The sequence below is a fragment of the Curtobacterium sp. 179-B 9B NHS genome (assembly GCF_045370965.1).
Classification (GTDB): Bacteria; Actinomycetota; Actinomycetes; order Actinomycetales; family Microbacteriaceae; genus Curtobacterium.
In genome coordinates, this window is sequence record NZ_JBIQDQ010000013.1 from 60,561 (window position 1) to 78,170 (window position 17,610).

General features: G+C 70.8%; 19 protein-coding genes. 5 read left to right on the forward strand and 14 right to left on the reverse strand.

Annotated features, from left to right (window positions below):
• Positions 1 to 61: 61 nt before the first annotated feature.
• The 4 genes from ACH0A8_RS11820 to rplS form a co-directional block, all read right to left on the reverse strand.
• The gene (locus tag ACH0A8_RS11820; protein ID WP_058730091.1) at positions 62 to 385 is read right to left on the reverse strand and encodes a DUF2469 family protein; all 324 of its coding nucleotides are present in this window, start codon (positions 383 to 385) and stop codon (positions 62 to 64) included.
• Between the two features lie 49 nt (positions 386 to 434).
• Positions 435 to 1,139, reverse strand: coding sequence for a ribonuclease HII (locus tag ACH0A8_RS11825; protein WP_406907262.1), 705 nt, complete (start codon positions 1,137 to 1,139; stop codon positions 435 to 437).
• Positions 1,136 to 1,879 (reverse strand): signal peptidase I, encoded by a 744-nt coding sequence (gene lepB / locus ACH0A8_RS11830; protein ID WP_066654826.1) that lies wholly within the window; start codon positions 1,877 to 1,879, stop codon positions 1,136 to 1,138. The genes ACH0A8_RS11825 and lepB overlap by 4 nt, the downstream gene beginning before the upstream one ends.
• A gap of 183 nt (positions 1,880 to 2,062) precedes the next feature.
• On the reverse strand, positions 2,063 to 2,416 hold the full coding sequence (rplS, locus tag ACH0A8_RS11835; protein ID WP_058730094.1) for a 50S ribosomal protein L19: 354 nt from the start codon (positions 2,414 to 2,416) through the stop codon (positions 2,063 to 2,065).
• A 164-nt stretch (positions 2,417 to 2,580) separates the two neighbouring features.
• Between rplS and map the strand changes: the two genes are divergently transcribed.
• Complete coding sequence (gene map, locus ACH0A8_RS11840) at positions 2,581 to 3,372, forward strand: type I methionyl aminopeptidase (protein WP_066654828.1); 792 nt, start codon at positions 2,581 to 2,583, stop codon at positions 3,370 to 3,372.
• 213 nt (positions 3,373 to 3,585) lie between these two features.
• Here the strand turns inward: map and trmD are convergent, their stop codons facing one another.
• From trmD to ACH0A8_RS11865, 5 genes are all read right to left on the reverse strand, one after another.
• The gene (trmD, locus tag ACH0A8_RS11845; protein WP_066654831.1) at positions 3,586 to 4,278 is read right to left on the reverse strand and encodes a tRNA (guanosine(37)-N1)-methyltransferase TrmD; all 693 of its coding nucleotides are present in this window, start codon (positions 4,276 to 4,278) and stop codon (positions 3,586 to 3,588) included.
• Between the two features lie 2 nt (positions 4,279 to 4,280).
• The gene (gene rimM, locus ACH0A8_RS11850) at positions 4,281 to 4,841 is read right to left on the reverse strand and encodes a ribosome maturation factor RimM (RefSeq protein ID WP_307810335.1); all 561 of its coding nucleotides are present in this window, start codon (positions 4,839 to 4,841) and stop codon (positions 4,281 to 4,283) included.
• Between the two features lie 19 nt (positions 4,842 to 4,860).
• Positions 4,861 to 5,097: an RNA-binding protein gene (locus ACH0A8_RS11855; protein ID WP_058730104.1), complete on the reverse strand. Its 237-nt coding sequence runs from the start codon at positions 5,095 to 5,097 to the stop codon at positions 4,861 to 4,863.
• Between the two features lie 4 nt (positions 5,098 to 5,101).
• Positions 5,102 to 5,518 carry a 30S ribosomal protein S16 gene (gene rpsP / locus ACH0A8_RS11860; RefSeq protein ID WP_066654835.1) on the reverse strand — a complete coding sequence of 139 codons (417 nt, stop codon included), beginning with the start codon at positions 5,516 to 5,518 and terminating at the stop codon, positions 5,102 to 5,104.
• A 183-nt stretch (positions 5,519 to 5,701) separates the two neighbouring features.
• On the reverse strand, positions 5,702 to 7,852 hold the full coding sequence (locus ACH0A8_RS11865; RefSeq protein ID WP_406907263.1) for an FAD-dependent oxidoreductase: 2,151 nt from the start codon (positions 7,850 to 7,852) through the stop codon (positions 5,702 to 5,704).
• A 79-nt stretch (positions 7,853 to 7,931) separates the two neighbouring features.
• On the opposite strand from ACH0A8_RS11865, the gene ACH0A8_RS11870 reads away from it, so the two are divergent.
• A complete protein-coding gene (locus ACH0A8_RS11870) occupies positions 7,932 to 9,062 on the forward strand; it encodes a glutamate--cysteine ligase (RefSeq protein WP_406907264.1) in 1,131 nt (376 codons plus the stop codon).
• Between the two features lie 72 nt (positions 9,063 to 9,134).
• Here the strand turns inward: ACH0A8_RS11870 and ffh are convergent, their stop codons facing one another.
• Positions 9,135 to 10,691 (reverse strand): signal recognition particle protein, encoded by a 1,557-nt coding sequence (ffh, locus tag ACH0A8_RS11875; RefSeq protein ID WP_066654840.1) that lies wholly within the window; start codon positions 10,689 to 10,691, stop codon positions 9,135 to 9,137.
• Positions 10,692 to 10,786: 95 nt separating this feature from the next.
• Here ffh and lipB point away from each other — a divergent pair, with 95 nt between their 5' ends.
• Positions 10,787 to 11,470, forward strand: a complete 684-nt coding sequence (gene lipB, locus ACH0A8_RS11880; RefSeq protein ID WP_374109578.1) for a lipoyl(octanoyl) transferase LipB — start codon at positions 10,787 to 10,789, stop codon at positions 11,468 to 11,470.
• Positions 11,467 to 12,450, forward strand: coding sequence for a lipoyl synthase (gene lipA, locus ACH0A8_RS11885; RefSeq protein WP_251159679.1), 984 nt, complete (start codon positions 11,467 to 11,469; stop codon positions 12,448 to 12,450). The genes lipB and lipA overlap by 4 nt, the downstream gene beginning before the upstream one ends.
• Before the next feature lie 98 nt (positions 12,451 to 12,548).
• On the opposite strand, the gene ACH0A8_RS11890 is transcribed toward lipA, so the two are convergent.
• The 4 genes from ACH0A8_RS11890 to ftsY are packed head-to-tail and all read right to left on the reverse strand — an operon-like array spanning position 12,549 to position 16,366.
• Positions 12,549 to 12,707, reverse strand: coding sequence for a DUF4175 domain-containing protein (locus tag ACH0A8_RS11890; protein WP_137767577.1), 159 nt, complete (start codon positions 12,705 to 12,707; stop codon positions 12,549 to 12,551).
• Between the two features lie 55 nt (positions 12,708 to 12,762).
• The gene (locus ACH0A8_RS11895; RefSeq protein WP_406907265.1) at positions 12,763 to 14,133 is read right to left on the reverse strand and encodes a hypothetical protein; all 1,371 of its coding nucleotides are present in this window, start codon (positions 14,131 to 14,133) and stop codon (positions 12,763 to 12,765) included.
• Positions 14,130 to 15,500: a hypothetical protein gene (locus ACH0A8_RS11900; RefSeq protein WP_406907266.1), complete on the reverse strand. Its 1,371-nt coding sequence runs from the start codon at positions 15,498 to 15,500 to the stop codon at positions 14,130 to 14,132. The genes ACH0A8_RS11895 and ACH0A8_RS11900 overlap by 4 nt, the downstream gene beginning before the upstream one ends.
• The gene (gene ftsY, locus ACH0A8_RS11905; RefSeq protein WP_058748735.1) at positions 15,497 to 16,366 is read right to left on the reverse strand and encodes a signal recognition particle-docking protein FtsY; all 870 of its coding nucleotides are present in this window, start codon (positions 16,364 to 16,366) and stop codon (positions 15,497 to 15,499) included. The genes ACH0A8_RS11900 and ftsY overlap by 4 nt, the downstream gene beginning before the upstream one ends.
• A 214-nt stretch (positions 16,367 to 16,580) precedes the next feature.
• Here ftsY and ACH0A8_RS11910 point away from each other — a divergent pair, with 214 nt between their 5' ends.
• A complete protein-coding gene (locus ACH0A8_RS11910; protein WP_066654849.1) occupies positions 16,581 to 17,606 on the forward strand; it encodes a TerC family protein in 1,026 nt (341 codons plus the stop codon).
• Positions 17,607 to 17,610 lie beyond the last annotated feature (4 nt).

Genomic DNA, 17,610 nt, shown 5'->3' on the forward strand with positions numbered 1-17,610 from the left:
GCGACAATTGCGGAAATGTCGTCGGAAGAAGCCCGAGTCGCAATTCCAGAAAAGCTGTGGATCACTCGTCGAGTGCGAGTTCCTTGGGCAGTTCGAGTTCCCGCGACGTGAGTTCCTCGACGTTCACGTCCTTGAACGTGAGGACACGCACGGACTTCACGAACCGGTCGGAACGGTAGACGTCCCACACCCACACGTCGTTCATCGTGAGCTCGAAGTAGAAGTCGTGCTCGGTGTCACGGCGGACGAGGTCGACCTCGTTCGCCAGGTAGAACCGCCGCTCGGTCTCGACCACGTACCGGAACTGCGACACGACGTCGCGGTACTCGCGGTACAGGGCAAGTTCGACCTCGCGGTCGTAGTCGTCGAATTCGTCGTCATCCATCGCCCGCACAGTCTACGGCGAGCCGACCGACGATGGACGACGGGGTGGGTCAGCCGGTGACGGCCAGCTCGTCGAACCCGTCCAGGGCGACGCTCGACGCCTGGTGCAGCCAGCTCTTCCGGTGCAGCGCGTGCGCCCCGACGGACCGGATCCCGTCGTAGTGCGCCGTGGACCCGTACCCCTTGTTCGACGCCCACCCGTAGTGCGGAGCCCCCTCGTGCGCAGCGACCATCAGGGCGTCGCGCTCGACCTTCGCCACCACGGACGCTGCGGCGACGGAGGCGCAGTCGCGGTCCGCCTTCACGCGCACCACGACGTCGAGCGGCCGGGCGGACGGGACCAGTGCTGTGGGGACGGCACGGGACAACCAGTCGAACGAGCCGTCCAGCACCACGACGGCGTCGTCGAGGCACAGCCCGTCGTCGACGAGCGCGCCGAGCGCCGCCGTACCGGCCTGGCCGAGCGCGGGGACGATCCCCTGCTGGTCGACCACGTCCGCCGTCGCCATGCCCACGGCGGTCCGTGCCCACCGTCGGACGACGGGCTCGAGCTCGGTGCGCCGAGCGGCTGACAGCAGTTTCGAGTCGGCGAGCCCCTGGGGCACGCGTCCGATGTCGATCGTCACCGCCGCGACCCCGACGGCCACCGGACCGGCGATCGCCCCACGGCCGACCTCGTCCATGCCGATCACGGTCACGCGACCGGAGCCGAGCAGCTTCTTCTCGACCCGGAGCGATGGCCGGACCGGGGTCACCGGTCCTTCTCCTCCACACCCGCGAACACGTCGGGGTAGTCGTCGAGCCACGTCCAGCGGCTCGTGGGCCACGAGATGACGAACGCCCTGCCGGTGACGTCCGACAGCGGCACGAAGCCCTTCGACGGGGTGTCGCGGTTGTAGCGCGAGTCCTTCGAGTCGTTGCGGTTGTCGCCCATCACCCAGATCGTGCCCTCGGGGACGGTCACCGAGAACGGGTCGGCCGACGCCGGGGCGCCGCTCGGCAGCAGCGTGTACGGCTCCTTGATGGGCACGCCGTTCACGGACATCTGCCCGAGGTCGTTGCAGCACGTGACCTTGTCCCCCGGCAGGCCGATGACCCGCTTGATGAGGTGGTCGTCGCTGTCGCCGGTCCCGAGACCGACCTGGGTGAGGAGCCAGTCGATCGCCTTCGCCGGCTGCGTGGTCGGCGCGACGCCCGGCACGTTCGTGCCGGTCAACCAGCCGCCCGGGTCCTTGAAGACCACGACGTCACCGCGCTTGAGCGACACCACGTCCGGCACGAGCTCGTTGACGATCACCCGGTCGTTCACCTGCAGGGTGTTCTCCATCGACTCCGACGGGATGTAGAACGACCGGATCAGGAACGTCTTGACGAGGAACGAGACGAGCAGTGCCGCGAGGAAGATGATGACGAGGTCCCGCAGGAACGTCAGGACGCCGTTGCCCTTGTGCTCAGCCCGTGGGCGGCGTCCCGATCCTTCGGTGGTGTCCGTCATGTCCGCTCTCGTTCACATGCACGCTCGACCAGCGTGCCGACCCACACCCGCACTCGTCGGACGTGGAAGACCCTGCGCTCCGTGGAGCGCGCACAACGGGAAAGCCCCCCGTCGATGCACAACCGTACATCGGCGGGGGGCGTCCAGTGGAACCCGGCTCGCGGGCCCTCACTGTGAAGGCGATCAGGCGTCGCGCTTCTCCTTGATCTTGCGGCGGGCCGCCTTGCCGCGGAGCTCGCGCAGGTAGTAGAGCTTCGCGCGACGGACGTCACCGCGGGTGACGACCTCGATGTGGTCGATGATCGGCGAGTGCACCGGGAACCAGCGCTCGACGCCGACCTGGAAGCTCACCTTGCGGACCTTGAAGGTCTCGCCGAGGCCGTGGCCCTGGCGGGCGATGACGACACCCTGGAACACCTGGACACGCGAGCGCGTGCCTTCGATGATGTTGACGTGCACCTTGATGGTGTCGCCGGGGCGGAAGTCCGGGACGTCGGTGCGCAGGGACGCTGCGTCGACGTGGTCGAGGAGCTGCATGTTCGTTCACTCTCTGCGGACGCGCACGGGTCGCCGCGGATCGGTGTGTGGAAAGAAGTGTGCGTGCCCGGAATCGGCGACTCCCCCGTGGCAGAGTCCAGCCAGGGCACAGCGGTCCATCATGCCACAGGGAAGCCCGCTCGCAAAACGACCAGGATGGACGCATGATCGAACTCCGCACCCCCGCCGAGCTGGAGGGCCTGCGCGCCGCCGGACGGTTCGTCGCCGACGTCCTCGACGAGCTGCTCGAGACCGTCGACGTGGGCGTGAACCTGCTCGACCTCGACCGCGTGGCCGCTCGGATGATCGCCGACCGTGGCGCCGTGAGCTGCTACGTCGACTACCACCCCTCGTTCGGCAACTCCCCCTTCGGCCGGAACCTGTGCACGTCGGTGAACGACGCGGCCCTGCACGGCCTGCCGTACGACCGCGTGCTCGTCGACGGCGACCTCGTCAGCCTGGACTTCGCCGCGAGCGTCGACGGCTGGGTGGCGGACTCCGCCGTCACGGTGCAGGTGGGCACGGCCCGCGACGAGGACCAGCGACTCGTCGGGACGGTCGAGCGCGCGCTGCTGGCCGGCATCGAGCAGTTCCGACCGGGCAACAAGCTCGGCGACGTCTCCTACGCCATCGGCAGGGTGGCGAAGGACGCCGGCTACAGCGTCAACACGCAGTTCGGTGGGCACGGCGTCGGCCGCACGATGCACGGTGACCCGCACGTGCCGAACGACGGCCGCCCCGGCCGCGGCCTGAAGCTCCGCACGGGCCTCGTGGTCGCGATCGAGCCGTGGCTCATGCAGGGCACCGACGAACTCGTGCAGGACGAGGACGGCTGGACGCTGAAGAGCGTCGACGGATCCCGTGCCGCGCACGTCGAGCACACCGTGGCGGTCACCGACGACGGTCCCGAGGTGCTCACCCTGCGACGCGCCCAGCGCACCGAGGCGACCGCCTGACGGCCGGGAGGCGCGGCGAGACCCCGCCCCGCGCCTCCCGTCCGTTCGTCCATCCGTCGGGACACGGGCGCCCTCGTCGCGCGACCTGCCGCTCACGATCCAGCCCGGCGGCACGTCGCGCGACCGGAACGTGCGCCGGCGGCACGTCGTGCGACCGGAACGGCGCGGAGCACCACTGCCGGAGGCGCCGGCACCGCGGCGATGCGGCCGGCGCTACGCGTCGGGCAGCAGGTCCGGGCGGACGCGACGGGTCCGCTCCACCTGCTGCTCGTGCCGCCAGGCGGCGACGCGCGCGTGGTGCCCACTGAGCAGGACGTCCGGCACCTCGAGGTCCCGCCAGAGGGCCGGCTTCGTGTACGACGGGTACTCGAGCAGGCCGTCCTCGTGGGACTCCTCGACGAGCGACTCCGGGTTGCCGACGACCCCGGGGACGAGACGGCCGACCGCCTCGATCATCGCCATGGCCGCGACCTCGCCGCCGTTCAGCACGTAGTCACCGAGCGAGAGCTCGACGACCGAGCACCGCTCGGCCGCCCACGCGAACACGCGGGCATCGATGCCCTCGTACCGCCCGCAGGCGAACACGAGGTGGTCGTGCTCGGACGCGAGCGACCGGGCGATCGACTGACGGAAGGGGGTGCCGGCCGGCGTGGGGACGACGAGCGTCGACGAACCGTCCTCGCGCAGGATCGACGACAGCGCCTGCGCCCACGGCTCGGGCTTCATCACCATGCCCGCGCCACCGCCGTACGGGGTGTCGTCGACCGTGCGGTGCCGGTCGGTCGTCCAGTGCCGCAGGTCGTGCACGTGCACGTCGAGCAGCCCGTCCGAGCGGGCCTTGCCGAGCAGCGAGACGTCGAGGACGGAGAAGAACTCCGGGAAGATCGTGACGATGTCGATGCGCACGATCAGCCCTCGCGGTCGGTCGGCGTGACCGTCTCGGGCCGCGAGGTGTCCTCGGGGTCCTCGAACAGTCCCGTCGGGGGCGTCACCGTGACGGTCCCGGCCGTGATGTCGACCGTCGGCACGATCGCCGAGACGAACGGCACCAGGACCTCGCCGCGCGACGGGGTGTCGATCGCGAGCAGGTCCTGCGCGGGCAGGTGGTCGACGCGGGCGACCGTACCGACCTCGACGCCGTCGCGGAGCACGCGCAAGCCGACCAGCTGGTGGTCGTACCAGGCGTCGTCCTCACCGGTCTCGGCGTCGGCGTCCTGCTCGACCCAGAGGATCGCCCGCGCGAGGGACTCAGCGGCGGTGCGGTCCGCGACGCCCTCGAAGAAGGCGACCGGGTGGCCGTTGTACCAGCGGAGCTCGTCGATGGTCAGGGTCTTGCCCGACCACGGCGAGTCCGAGGGGACCTGGAGCGTGAACTCCGCCCCCGGCGTGAACCGACGATCCGGGTCATCGGTGTAGAGCTCGAGCTTGATGCCGCCCTTGAGCCCGTGCGCCTTCGTGATGCGACCCACCCGGAGTTGGGTCGTCTCCCTAGGAATCGGTGTCGACCACGTCGACCCGCACCCGCTTGCCGTCGGCGAGAGCCGAGACGAGGGTGCGGAGCGCCTTTGCGGTCCGTCCGGCGCGACCGATCACGCGACCGAGGTCCTCGGGGTGCACACGCACCTCGAGGACCTCGCCACGCGCAGAGGTGGAACTGGCGACGCGGACGTCGTCCGGGTGATCGACGATCCCCTTGACGAGGTGCGTCAGCGCAGAGTCGAGCAAGGAATCAGGCCTCGGTCGTCTCGGCGGCGTCGTCGGCCGACTCGGCCGGAGCGGCGGCGGGGGCCGTCTTCTCCGACTTCGGCTTCAGGACGGCCTTCTTGGCGGTGTCCGCGACGAAGGCCTGCTTCGGCTCGGCGACCTTGACGGTGGACTCGGTGTTGCCCTCGCCCTTGAACTTGCCCCAGTCGCCGGTGAGCTTGAGGAGCGCCGCGACCTGCTCGGTCGGCTGCGCGCCGACGCCGAGCCAGTAGAGCGCACGCTCGGACTCGATCTTGATGACCGAGGGCTCCTCGGTCGGGTGGTACTGACCGATCTCCTCGATCACACGACCGTCGCGCTTGGTGCGCGAGTCGGCGACGACGATGCGGTAGTAGGGCGCACGGATCTTGCCGAGACGCTTGAGACGGATCTTGACAGCCACAATTACTCCTGTTGCGTGTTGTTGTGGTTGAACCGGAACCGCGGGCGTGGGGGCACGCGCGGTGGAAGCTCGAAGGAAGTCGCGACCTGCTGGATAGAGGGTCGAGCAGACGCGATTCGACCGTTCATTCTTGCAGGTTTCCGCCGGAGAAGCGAGCCGGGACGCGCCGTGGCCGCCGTGTCGTCACGGTGCGAGGGCGCGCACGGCCTCGATCGCCTCGCTCGTGGCACGGACCGCGTCGACGCTCCTGGCGTCCCGGGCACCGCCGACGACGGCGTACGGCACCCCCGCGGCGGCCAGGCCCGGTGCGAGCCCTCCCCCTGCGACGGCGACCCCCGACGCGTCCTCGGCCTCGTCGCCCTCGACCGCGGGTGCACGTTCCTGCCCGGCGCACACGACGACGTGGTCGGCCGGTACCGCGGTCTCCCGACCGTCCTCGTCCCGGATCCACAGCGTCCCGGGCTCGATGCGCAGGTACTCCTGCACCCCGCCGACCATCCGCACCCCGGCGTCGCGCAGTCGTCCGACCGCCACCCAGCGCGAGGTGATGCCGATCCCCTGGCCGAACTTCCCGGACCGACGGAGCACCGTGACGTCGGCGCCGGGGCGGAGCGTCCGTGCCACCGCGGGAAGCCGTTGCGGGACGTCGCCGACCAGGTCGTCGGCGACGGTGACGTCCCAGCGCGCCGCGAACTCCGCCGCGCGCACCGCCTCGTCGGGCGACTCGACCAGGAAGGCCGCCGTGTCGACCCCGATGCCGCCGCCGCCGACCACCGCGACGGTGCCGGGCGGGACCCCGTCGCGCAGGGCGTCCTCGTAGGACACCACGTGGGGCAGCTCGGCGCCCGGGACGTCCAGCACGCGGGGCACGACCCCTGCCGCGAGCACCACGGCGTCGCTGTCGAGCAGGTCGGCGACGGTGGCGGCACGGCCGGTGTGCACGGTCGCCCCGCGGTCGTCGAGCTCGGCGCGCGCCGCCCGGACGGTCGCGGCGTAGTCCTCCTTGCCGGGGATCGCCGCGGCCAGGGCGAACTGCCCGCCGAGGGCGTCGGTCGCCTCCCACAGCGTCACGGCGTGCCCGCGCCGCGCGGCGTCCACCGCGGCGGCCAGCCCGGCCGGGCCACCGCCGACCACGTCGACGCGCTTCGGCTCGACGGTCGGCCGGAGCGGCATGGTCAGCTCGCGGCCGGCGCGGGGGTTCACGAGGCAGGACACGGGCCGTCCGACGATGGAGTGGTCGAGGCACGCCTGGTTGCAGCCGATGCAGGTGTTCACCAGGTCGAAGCGACCGTCGAGCGACCGGCGGACGATGTCCGGGTCCGCGAGGAACGGACGGGCGAGCGCGACGGCGTCGACCTGCCCGCCGCGGAGCACCGCCTCGCCGTCGCGCAGGTCGGTCATCCGGTTCGACGCGATCACCTGCACCTCGGGGTGCGCGGACTCGCGGACCACGCCCGCGACCCGCTCGGCGTACGCCAGCCACGCGCCGTGCGGCACCGCGGCCTGCACGGTCGGCGTGCGCGACTCGTGCCAACCGATGCCGACCGAGATCCCGTCGAGGCCCAGCGGCAGCAGGTCGTGCACGAGCGCGTCGACCTCGGCGTCCGTCGTCGACCCGGGCATGAGGTCGGCACCGGACAGCCGGATCGTGACGGCCAGGTCGGGCACGGCGGTGCGGACGGCCCGGACGACCTCGATCGCGAAGCGGCGGCGTCGCTCGGCGTCCCCACCCCAGTCGTCGTCGCGGAGGTTCGTCAGCGGCGACTGGAACTGGTTGACCAGGTAGCCCTCGGACGCCATGATCTCGACGCCGTCGAAGCCGATCGCCGCGGCAGACCGGGCGGCGGCGGCGAAGTCGTCGATCGTCCGGCGGACCTCGGCGTCGGTGAGCGCGATCGGCTGGACCCCGCGCGCCGCCGCCCACGGCAGCGCCGACGGAGCCACCACGCGCTGGGGTCGGCCGTACCGGTCGACCAGGCCGTTCGCGAGGGCGTACCGGCCGGCGTGGAAGAGCTGGGCGAGCACGGCTCCGCCCTCGTCGTGCACGGCCGCGACGGCGATCCGGAACCGGTCGTCCGCGCCCCCGCTGCCGAACACCGCGAAGTCCGGACCACCACGGGCCTCGTCGCTGATCGCGATCCCGCCGGTGACGATGCAGCCGACGCCGCCCGCCGCGCGCTCGCGGTAGAACGCGGCCATCGCGGCACCGCCGTCGTCGAGGACCTCGAGCCCGGTGTGCATCGACCCCATCACCACCCGGTTCCGCAGGTGGAGCGGTCCGAGGTTCCAGGACGAGGAGAGGACTGCGAGGTCGGGCACGGCAACGCTGCTCATGGCGACCACTCTGCCGGACGACGTGCCCGGGACCGAACTCCTTGTGCCGACCCTCCAAGCCGACGGGCAGGATGGCCCCATGGACATCCGCTTCACCGAGTCCCGCCCGTCGACCCTCGGCGTCGAGTGGGAGCTCCCGCTGGTCGACCGCGGCACCGGCGACCTCGCGCCCCGTGCCCCCGCCGTGCTCTCCGCCGTGCAGGAGCGCCTCGGCGATCCCGACCGGGTGACCGAAGAACTCCTCACGAACACCGTCGAGGTGGTCACGGGGGTGCACGACACCGTCGGTGGGGCGACGAGCGAGCTCGCGGGCATCATCGGCGAGGTGATCGACGCCGCCGAACCGCTCGACGCGCAGGTGATGTGCTCCGGCACCCACCCGTTCGCGCAGTGGGACCAGCAGGAGATCACGGCGGACAGCGAGCACTACACCACGCTGATCGACCGCACGCGCTGGTGGGGTCGGCAGATGCTCATCTGGGGCGTGCACGTGCACGTGGGGATCGACGACCGCGACAAGGCGGTCCCGATCATGAACGCGATGCTCGCGTACGTCCCGCACCTGCAGGCGTTCACCGCGTCGAGCCCGTTCTGGGGCGGGACCGACACCGGGTACGCCTCGAACCGTGCCCTCATGTTCCAGCAGCTCCCCACCGGCGGCCTGCCGCCGGGCATCGACGACTGGACCGGCTTCGAGACCGTCGTCGACGACCTGACGAAGACCGGTGTGATCGACGGGTTCAAGGACCTGCGCTGGGACATCCGCCCTTCGCCGGGGTGGGGGACGCTCGAGAACCGCGTCTCCGACGGCATCTCGACCCTCCACGAGGTCGGCGCCGTGACCGCGTTCGTCCAGTGCCTCGTCACCGCACTGTCGGACCGCCTCGACCGCGGCGAGACGCTGCCGTCGATGCAGCCGTGGTTCATCCGCGAGAACAAGTGGCGCGCCGCCCGCTACGGCATGGAGGCCGAGATCATCACCGACGCCGCCGGCCACGAGCGCCTGGTCACCGACGAGGTCCACGACCTGGTCGAGCGGCTCGACCCGATCGCCGACCGTCTGGGCTGCCAGCAGGAGCTGCACCACCTGGACACGATGATCGCCGACGGCGCGTCGTACCAGCGGCAGCTGCGGGTGGCGCAGGAGAACGGCGGGGACCTCCGAGCGGTGGTCCGCCACCTGGTGACGGAGCTGCGGGAGTCGCTCTAGACGACACCACGGAACGGACGGGAGGCCCGGTACCAGCTGGTACCGGGCCTCCCGTCGGTCATGGGGTCGCGACTAGCGGCCGAGGAACTTCTGCAGGCTGGCCAGCTCTTCCTCGGTGGGCGCCTTGCCGCCCTTCGGACCGCCGAGTCCGAGACCGGACCCGGTGGGCGCCTGCTGCTGCGGCTGCGCCGCCGCACCCGACGCGAGCGCCGCGCGCTTGGCGGGGTTGCCGACCTTCTTCTTCTTGGCGCCGCCCTGCTGCTGCTTCTTCTTGCCGCCGTGCATGCCCGGGATCGGCCCCATGCCCGGCATCTGCGGCACGCCACCACGGGCGACGGTGCGCATCATCTTCGCGGCCTGCTCGAAGCGGTTGACGAGCGCGTTGACCTCGGTCACCGTGGTGCCGGAGCCCTTCGCGATGCGGAGTCGGCGGGAGCCGTTGAGGAGCTTCGGGAGCTCGCGCTCCTGCTTCGTCATCGACTGGATGATCGCCTCGGTCCGGACGATCTCGCTCTCGTCGAAGTTGTCGAGCGCCTCGCGCATGCCCTTCGCGCCCGGGAGCATGCCGAGCATGCCCTTGATCGACCCGGCCTTGCGGAGCTGCTGCATCTGCGCGAGGAAGTCGTTCAGCGTGAACGAGTCGGTCGCGATCTTCTCGGCGACCTTGCGCGCCTCGTCCTCGTCGAACGCGGACTGCGCCTGCTCGATGAGCGACAGGATGTCGCCGAGGTCGAGGATGCGGCTCGCCATGCGGTCCGGGTGGAACGGCTCGAAGTCGTCGAGCCCCTCACCCGTGGACGCGAACATGATCGGACGGCCGGTGACGCTGGCGACCGACAGGGCCGCACCACCGCGGGCGTCGCCGTCGAGCTTGGACAGGACGACGCCGGTGAAGTCGACGCCCTCCTGGAAGGCGCGCGCGGTCGCGACGGCGTCCTGACCGATCATGGCGTCGATGACGAACAGGACCTCGTCCGGGTCGACGGCCTTGCGGATGTTCGCCGCCTGCTTCATGAGCTCGGCGTCGACACCGAGTCGACCGGCGGTGTCCACGATGACGGTGTCGTACTGCTGGTCGACCGCGGCCTTGATCGCGTTCTTCGCGACCTTGACCGGGTCGCCGACGCCGTTGCCGGGCTCGGGAGCGAACACGTGCACGCCGGCCTGCTCGCCCACGACCTGGAGCTGCTGCACGGCGTTGGGACGCTGGAGGTCCGCCGCGACGAGCATCGGCGTGTGGCCGTCCTTCTTGAGCCACTTGCCGAGCTTGCCCGCGAGCGTCGTCTTGCCGGCACCCTGGAGGCCCGCGAGCATGATCACGGTCGGCGGTCGCTTCGCGAACTCGAGTCGGCGCTGCTGGCCGCCGAGGATGCCGACGAGTTCCTCGTTGACGATCTGGACGACCTGCTGCGCGGGGTTGAGCGCCTTGTTGACCTCGTCCGAGAGCGCACGTTCCCGCACCGAGGCGGTGAAGGCCTTGACGACCTCGAGCGCGACGTCCGCGTCGAGCAGGGCCCGGCGGATCTCGCGGACGGTGCCGTCGACGTCGGACGGGGACAGACGACCCTTGCTCCGCAGGTTGCGGAAGGTCTCGGTCAGCCGATCGGAGAGTGAGCCGAATTGTGCCATGGTCCGACGATTCTACAGGGCCACCTCCGACCGCCCCGGACCGCCCGCCGACCGGTTGTTGGACTGCGTCCAGGAACAGGGGTAGCGTGCTCGACGTGCCCCAGCTCGAGATCATCCGCTGGCCCGGGCTCCTCGACTACGAGGAGGGCCTCGCCGTCCAGCGGTCGTTCCACGCCGACGTCGTCGCCGGCCGCTCCCCCGGCGTCGTCGTGCTCTGCGAGCACCCGAGCGTCTACACGGCCGGGCGCCGCACCGAAGCCGCTGACCTGCCGACCGACGGGTCCCCGGTCATCGACGTCGACCGGGGCGGACGGATCACGTGGCACGGGCCGGGGCAGCTCGTGGCCTACCCGATCGTCCGGCTCGCCGACCCGCTCGACGTCGTCGCTTGGGTCCGCGACCTCGAGCAGGTCGTCCTCGACGCGGCGGCCTCGGTCGGGGTCACCGCCGGACGGGTCGACGGGCGCAGCGGTGTCTGGGTGCCCCGACCGGGCGGCGGCCCGCACGACAAGGTGGGCGCGATCGGCCTGCACGTCGCTGAGCACGTCTCGAGCCACGGCATCGCGGTCAACTGCGACAACGACCTCGCCCCCTACGGCGCGATCGTCCCGTGCGGCATCGCCGACGCGGGCGTCACCACCCTCAGCCGCGCGACCGGCCGCCACGTCACGGTCGACGAGGTCGCCGCCCTCGTCGGGCCGCGGATCCAGCAGGCGGTCGACGGCATGCACGCCGGTCACCGCATCAGCAGCACCACGCGACAGGAGGTCGCCGCATGACCCTCGCCCCCGACGGCCGCCGCATGCTCCGGGTCGAGGCCCGCAACGCCGCGACACCCATCGAGACGAAGCCCGCCTGGATCAAGACCCGCGCGACGCAGGGCCCGGAGTTCCGGGACCTCTCCGTACTGGTCCGGGACAAGCAGCTGCACACCGTCTGCCAGGAGGCCGGCTGCCCGAACATCTTCGAGTGCTGGGAGGACCGGGAGGCCACCTTCCTGATCGGCGGCTCGCAGTGCACCCGGCGCTGCGACTTCTGCCAGATCGACACCGGTAAGCCGAGCCCGCTCGACCGGGGCGAACCCCGGCGTGTGGCGGACTCGGTCGTGTCGATGGGCCTCAAGTACGCGACCGTGACCGGGGTCGCCCGGGACGACCTCGACGACGGCGGCGCCTGGCTCTACGCGGAGACCATCCGACAGGTCCACGAGCACTCCCCCGGCACCGGCGTCGAGATCCTCGTACCGGACTTCAACGGCCGCCCCGACCAGCTCGGGCAGGTGTTCGACGCCCGCCCGGAGGTCTTCGCGCACAACGTCGAGACGGTCCCCCGGATCTTCAAGCGCATCCGGCCCGCGTTCCGCTTCGAGCGCTCGCTCGACGTCCTCACGCAGGGCCGCGACGCGGGCCTGGTGACGAAGTCGAACCTCATCCTCGGCATGGGCGAGGAACGGCACGAGGTCGTCGACGCACTCGAGCAGCTGCACGAGGCGGGTACCGACATCATCACGCTGACGCAGTACCTCCGTCCGTCGCCGCGGCACCTGCCCGTCGCGCGGTGGGTGACGCCGGAGGAGTTCGTCGACCTGCGCGAGATCGCCGAGGACATCGGCTTCGCGGGTGTGCTCGCGGGTCCGCTCGTGCGCTCGTCCTACCGAGCCGGACGGCTGTGGGCACGCGCCACCGTTGCGCGCGGCGGCACGGTGCCGCCGCACCTGGCCCACCTGCTCGAGGCGACCCCGGGTCGCCAGGCCGTGTAGCGCCGATCCGGCGACCGACGGACGGACGGGAGGCCCGGTACCAGCTGGTACCGGGCCTCCCGTCCGTCCGTGGTCACGTCCGACGTGACCGGCCGACGCTACGCGCGACCGCGGATGCTCCGGAGGAGCCAGCCGATGACCGCCAGCAGGATGAGCACGATGCCCACCCAGAGCAGGAACTTCAGCGCACCGACGAAGATGCCGCTGAAGAGCAGGACGAGGCCGACGATGATCGCGATGATCAGCAGTGCGGGCATGAGGGTCTCCAATCCCTGGAACGAGACCGAGCGGACGCCCGGGCCGAAGCGGACACTACTCGCGAGCCGGCAACGCCGTTCCCCGAGCACGGAGCCCGGCAGCTGCCCCCGGTCGGGGATCCGGCCCCGGGCGGTCCGCGTCGCGGTCCACCGCACGGCTCCGCAGGAACACCACCGCCAGGATCGGCAGCAGGACGATCTGCCCCCAGATCCCGATGGTCTGCGCCTCGTCCGCCCAGGTCCGGGCGGAGACGCCCACGGCCTTCAGCGCGAACGAGTGGAACCACCCGACGAAGAGCAGCAGGTTCGCGGTCACGTAGGCCACCACCCACCCGAGGCGGATCCGCACGACGGCGAAGAACGGCGTCAACCAGAGCACGTACTGCAGCGAGTCGACCTTGTTCGTGACGAGGTACGCACACAGCAGCGCCGCGCTCGTCTCGATCCAGGGCATGCGGCCGCGCCGGAGCCCGATGACCAGACCGACGGCGAGCACGGCCAGCACGGCCACGGCGGTCGCCGCCGTCGAGAGCAGGTTGAGTCGGAGCTGGACCTCCGGGCTGCTCTGCGCGGACCACGGCTGCAGCGCCCAGTACCAGACCGACAGGGTGCTCGGGTCGATGTCCCGGGTGCCCTGGAAGCGGATCACGGAGAACCACGACGTGGCGTTGACGAGCACGAACGGCAGGTTCGCGGCGAGGACCACGCCGAGCGCGCCGGCCACCGCCCCGGCGGCACGACGGACCCGGTTCGGCCAGGACGGCCCGGCGTCCACGAGGAGTGCGAGGACGAACGGTGCCACGAACGCGAGCGGGTACAGCTTGAACGCTCCGCCGAGTCCGAACAGCGCGCCCACGACGACGGCACGCCACACCGGCGCACGTCCGGCCGGCCACCGCACCGCGGCGAAGACGCCCGCGGTCGTGCACACCACGGTGAGCAGGTCCCAGTTGTAGAGCGCGTAGAGGAACAGCGGCGGTGTCGCGGCGAAGATCCACGCGCGCCGGCCGGCCATCCGGGCGAGGAGGACGGTCACGACCACCACCACCGGCACGAACGTGAGCGCCGTCACGACGAGGAACCCGCGGCTGGACCCGACCGGCAGGGCGCTGAGCCAGGCCCACAGCCCGGTGAGGGTCGGGTACTCGAGCGTGCCGGGCGGCAGGCCGCGGGTGGTCAGCGGCCCGACGTAGGGGAAGACGTGCGATGCGAGATCGCGGATGCCCCAGAGGCTCAGGGTGTCGCCGAGGCAGGCGTGCCGTGTCACGTACGCCAGGTCGAGACCCTCGCCCGCGCACTGCAGCTTCTGGAACAGGCTCCCGACGGTCAGGCCGACGGCGACCACGCACATCACGACGAGCTCGACGGCGGCGACCCCGCCGGCCGGACGGACGCTGCTGCTGCCGGCGATCGCGCGCGCGTTCACGCGCTCGGCGTGGGCGTCCGCTGCGGCTCCGGCGCTCCGTGCACCACCGACACCTCGTCGTCGCGGTCCACCGCCCGGCTGCGCAGGAACACGACCGCCAGGATCGGGAGCAGGACGATCTGCGCCCAGACACCGATCGACATCGCCTCGTCCGCGTAGGTCCGCACGGTGGTCCCGATCGCCTGCAGGTAGATGTGCCGGAACCACCCGGCGAAGAGCAGCGTGTTCGCGGCCAGGTAGGCGATCACCCAACCGCTGCGGATCCGGACGAACACGAAGAACGGCGCGAGCCAGAGCGCGTACTGCAGCGAGTCCACCTTGTTCGCGACCAGGTAGGCGCAGAGGAGCGCCGCGCTGGTCTCGATCCAGGGCATGCGACCGCGACGGACCCCGAGGACGAACCCGGTGACCAGCACCGCGAGCAGTGCCACCGCCGTCGCTCCGGTCGCCAGCAGGTTCAGCGTGTGCTGGAAAGCGGGCGAGTCCTCGGCCGACCACGGCTGGAAGGCGTAGTACCAGACCGAGAGCGTCGCCCCGTCGATGTTCCGGATGCCCTGGTAGCGGATCACGGAGAACCACGACTCGGCGTTGATGAGCACGAACGGCAGGTTCGCCACGAGGACCACGCCCACCGAGCCCGCCACCGCGCCGAGGGCACGGCGCACGCGATCGCCCCACGACGCGGTCGCGTCGACGAGCAGGGCGAGGACGAACGGCGCGACGAAGACGAGCGGGTACAGCTTGAAGGCACCGCCGAGACCGAACAGCGCACCGACGACGACGGCCCGCCACACCAGCGACCGCCCGGCCGGCCACCAGACCGCCACCGCGATCGCGACGACCGTGCACATCACCGGGAGCAGGTCCCAGTTGTAGAGCGCGTAGAGGAAGAGCGGCGGCGTGGCCGCGAAGAACCACGCCCGGCGTCCGGCGACGCGGGCCAGCGCCACGACGGTGACGACGACCACGGGCACGAAGGTCAGCGCGGTGACCACGAGGAACCCGTGCAGCGAGCTCACCGGCAGCGCGCTCAGCCACGCCCAGATCCCGCTGAGCGTCGGGTACTCGAGGCTCCCCGGCGGCAGCCCGTTCTCGCCGAGCGGCTGCACGTACGGGAACACGTGCGACGCGAGCTCGCGACTGGAGAACAGGCTCACGGTGTCCGCGAAGCAGGCCTTGCGGGTGGCGGTCACGAAGTCGACCCCGGGGGCGGCGCACTGCAGCTTGTGCACCAGGCTGCCGATCGTCAGCCCGACCGCGACCACGCACATCACGACGACCTCGAGCACCGAGACGGTGGCCGGCGGTCGGGTCCCTCGCCCGCCGGTCGTGGACGGCGCGGTCGCGGACGACACCACGGCGCTCAACCGACCAGGTTCTGGACGAAGACGTGCGGGGTGAAGCCGGTGAGGTCGTTGATGCCCTCACCCTGCCCGATGAGCTTGATGGGGATGCCGGTCTTCTCCTGCACGCTGAGCACGAAGCCGGCCTTGGCCGATCCGTCGAGCTTGGTGATGACGAGTCCGGTGACGCCGGCACCCTCGATGAAGGCCTGCGCCTGGGCGAGACCGTTCTGCCCGGTGGTGGCGTCCAGGACGAGCAGCACCTCGGCGATCTCGGTCTGCTTCTCGACGACGCGCTTGATCTTGCCGAGCTCGTCCATCAGGCCGGCCTTGGTGTGCAGTCGGCCGGCGGTGTCGATCACGACGATCTCGGTGCCGTCGCGCATGGCCTTCTCGACCGTCTGGTACGCCACCGAGGCCGGGTCCTGGCCGGGCTGCGCCGGTCGGACGACCTCGACCCCGGCGCGCTGCGCCCACGTCGCGACCTGCTCGACCGCCGCCGCGCGGAACGTGTCCGCCGCGCCGACCACGACCGTGCGGTCGTAGGTCTTGAGGAACTTCGCGAACTTGCCGATCGTCGTGGTCTTGCCGACGCCGTTGACGCCGACGACGAGCACGACCGCCGGGCGGTTGCTGAGCTTGAGGGTCGTGTCGAGCTTCGACAGGCGCTCCTCGAGCACCTCGCGGAGCATGCGCTGCAGGTCGGCGGGGTCCGTCGTGCCGTACCGGTCGACGCGGGCGTGGAGGTCCTCGATGACCTCGTCCGCGATGTCGGGGCCGAAATCCGCACCGATCAACGCGGTCTCGAGATCGTCCCACGTGGTCTCGTCGATGGTCTTCCGCTGGAACAGGCCGCGCAGACGGGTGGACAGTGACCAGGAACTCGCCATGCTCCCAGCTTAGGGCGCGACCAGTGGGCGCTGCGCCCGGTATCCTCGGTTCCTGAAGGGGAGTACTCCCGCGCGGCGCACCCGTCAGTACGGTCTGGGACGATCCAGACCCGGGACGCCGGTCGTGTCCGACCAGTCGGTCGACACGGCGGAGGAGACCTTCAGGCATCGGCGTACCCGCTCCGCGGGACGCCCCGAACCTGAAGGACATCCCTTGGACGTTCCCCTCTTCGTCTGGCTCCTCACCATCGCGGGCATCCTCGCGCTGCTGGTGTTCGACTTCTACTCGCACGTGCGGACCCCGCACGTGCCGCACATCAAGGAGTCCGCGTTCTGGTCGGCGTTCTACGTCGGGCTCGCGATCCTGTTCGGTGTCGGGATCCTGGTCTTCGGCGGCGGTCAGGCCGGTGGCGAGTACTTCGCCGGCTGGTTGACCGAGAAGGCCCTGTCGGTCGACAACCTGTTCGTCTTCCTCATCATCATGTCGAGCTTCGCGGTGCCGAAGGAGTTCCAGCAGAAGGTCCTGCTGGTCGGCGTCGCGATCGCCCTCGTCGCCCGAGGCGTCTTCATCGCCCTCGGCGTCACGATCATCGAGAACTTCTCGTGGGTCTTCTACCTGTTCGGCGCACTGCTGTTCTGGCTCGCCTGGTCGCAGGCGAAGGGCGGCGGGCACGACGAGACCGAGGGCGACTCGAAGCTCATCCGTGTCCTGCGTCGCATCATCCCGACCACGGACGACTACCACGGTGACAAGCTCACGGCCCGTGTCGACGGCAAGCGCCTGTTCACCCCGATGCTGCTCGTCATGGTCGCGATCGGCCTCACCGACGTGCTGTTCGCCCTGGACTCGATCCCCGCGATCTTCGGTCTGACGCAGGACGCGTTCATCGTGTTCACCGCCAACGCGTTCTCCCTGCTGGGTCTGCGTCAGCTGTACTTCCTCATCGCGGGGCTGCTCGAGCGCCTCATCTACCTCGGTCAGGGCCTGGCCGTCATCCTCGCCTTCATCGGCGTCAAGCTCGTCTTCCACGCCATGCACGTCAACGAGCTGCCCTTCATCAACGGCGGCGAGCACATCGAGTGGGCCCCGGAGATCCCGATCTGGTTCTCGCTGAGCTTCATCGCGCTGACGATCGCGGTGGCCACGGCCGCCTCGCTCATCGTCTCGAAGAAGCGCCAGGAGCGCGGCCTGACCCCGACGGGCGAGCCGAAGGAGGCCGTGGAGGCCGACGCGAAGTAGTCGC

Coding starts and splice junctions, on each gene's coding strand:
- map (WP_066654828.1), top strand. CDS start 2,581: ATGATCGAACTCCGCACCCCCGCCGAGCTGGAGGGCCTGCGCGCCGCC.
- lepB (WP_066654826.1), bottom strand. CDS start 1,879: ATGACGGACACCACCGAAGGATCGGGACGCCGCCCACGGGCTGAGCAC.
- ACH0A8_RS11865 (WP_406907263.1), bottom strand. CDS start 7,852: ATGAGCAGCGTTGCCGTGCCCGACCTCGCAGTCCTCTCCTCGTCCTGG.
- ACH0A8_RS11890 (WP_137767577.1), bottom strand. CDS start 12,707: ATGCCCGCACTGCTGATCATCGCGATCATCGTCGGCCTCGTCCTGCTC.
- ftsY (WP_058748735.1), bottom strand. CDS start 16,366: ATGGCGAGTTCCTGGTCACTGTCCACCCGTCTGCGCGGCCTGTTCCAG.
- lipA (WP_251159679.1), top strand. CDS start 11,467: ATGACCCTCGCCCCCGACGGCCGCCGCATGCTCCGGGTCGAGGCCCGC.
- ffh (WP_066654840.1), bottom strand. CDS start 10,691: ATGGCACAATTCGGCTCACTCTCCGATCGGCTGACCGAGACCTTCCGC.
- ACH0A8_RS11870 (WP_406907264.1), top strand. CDS start 7,932: ATGGACATCCGCTTCACCGAGTCCCGCCCGTCGACCCTCGGCGTCGAG.
- rplS (WP_058730094.1), bottom strand. CDS start 2,416: ATGCAGCTCCTCGACCACGTCGACGCAGCGTCCCTGCGCACCGACGTC.
- ACH0A8_RS11820 (WP_058730091.1), bottom strand. CDS start 385: ATGGATGACGACGAATTCGACGACTACGACCGCGAGGTCGAACTTGCC.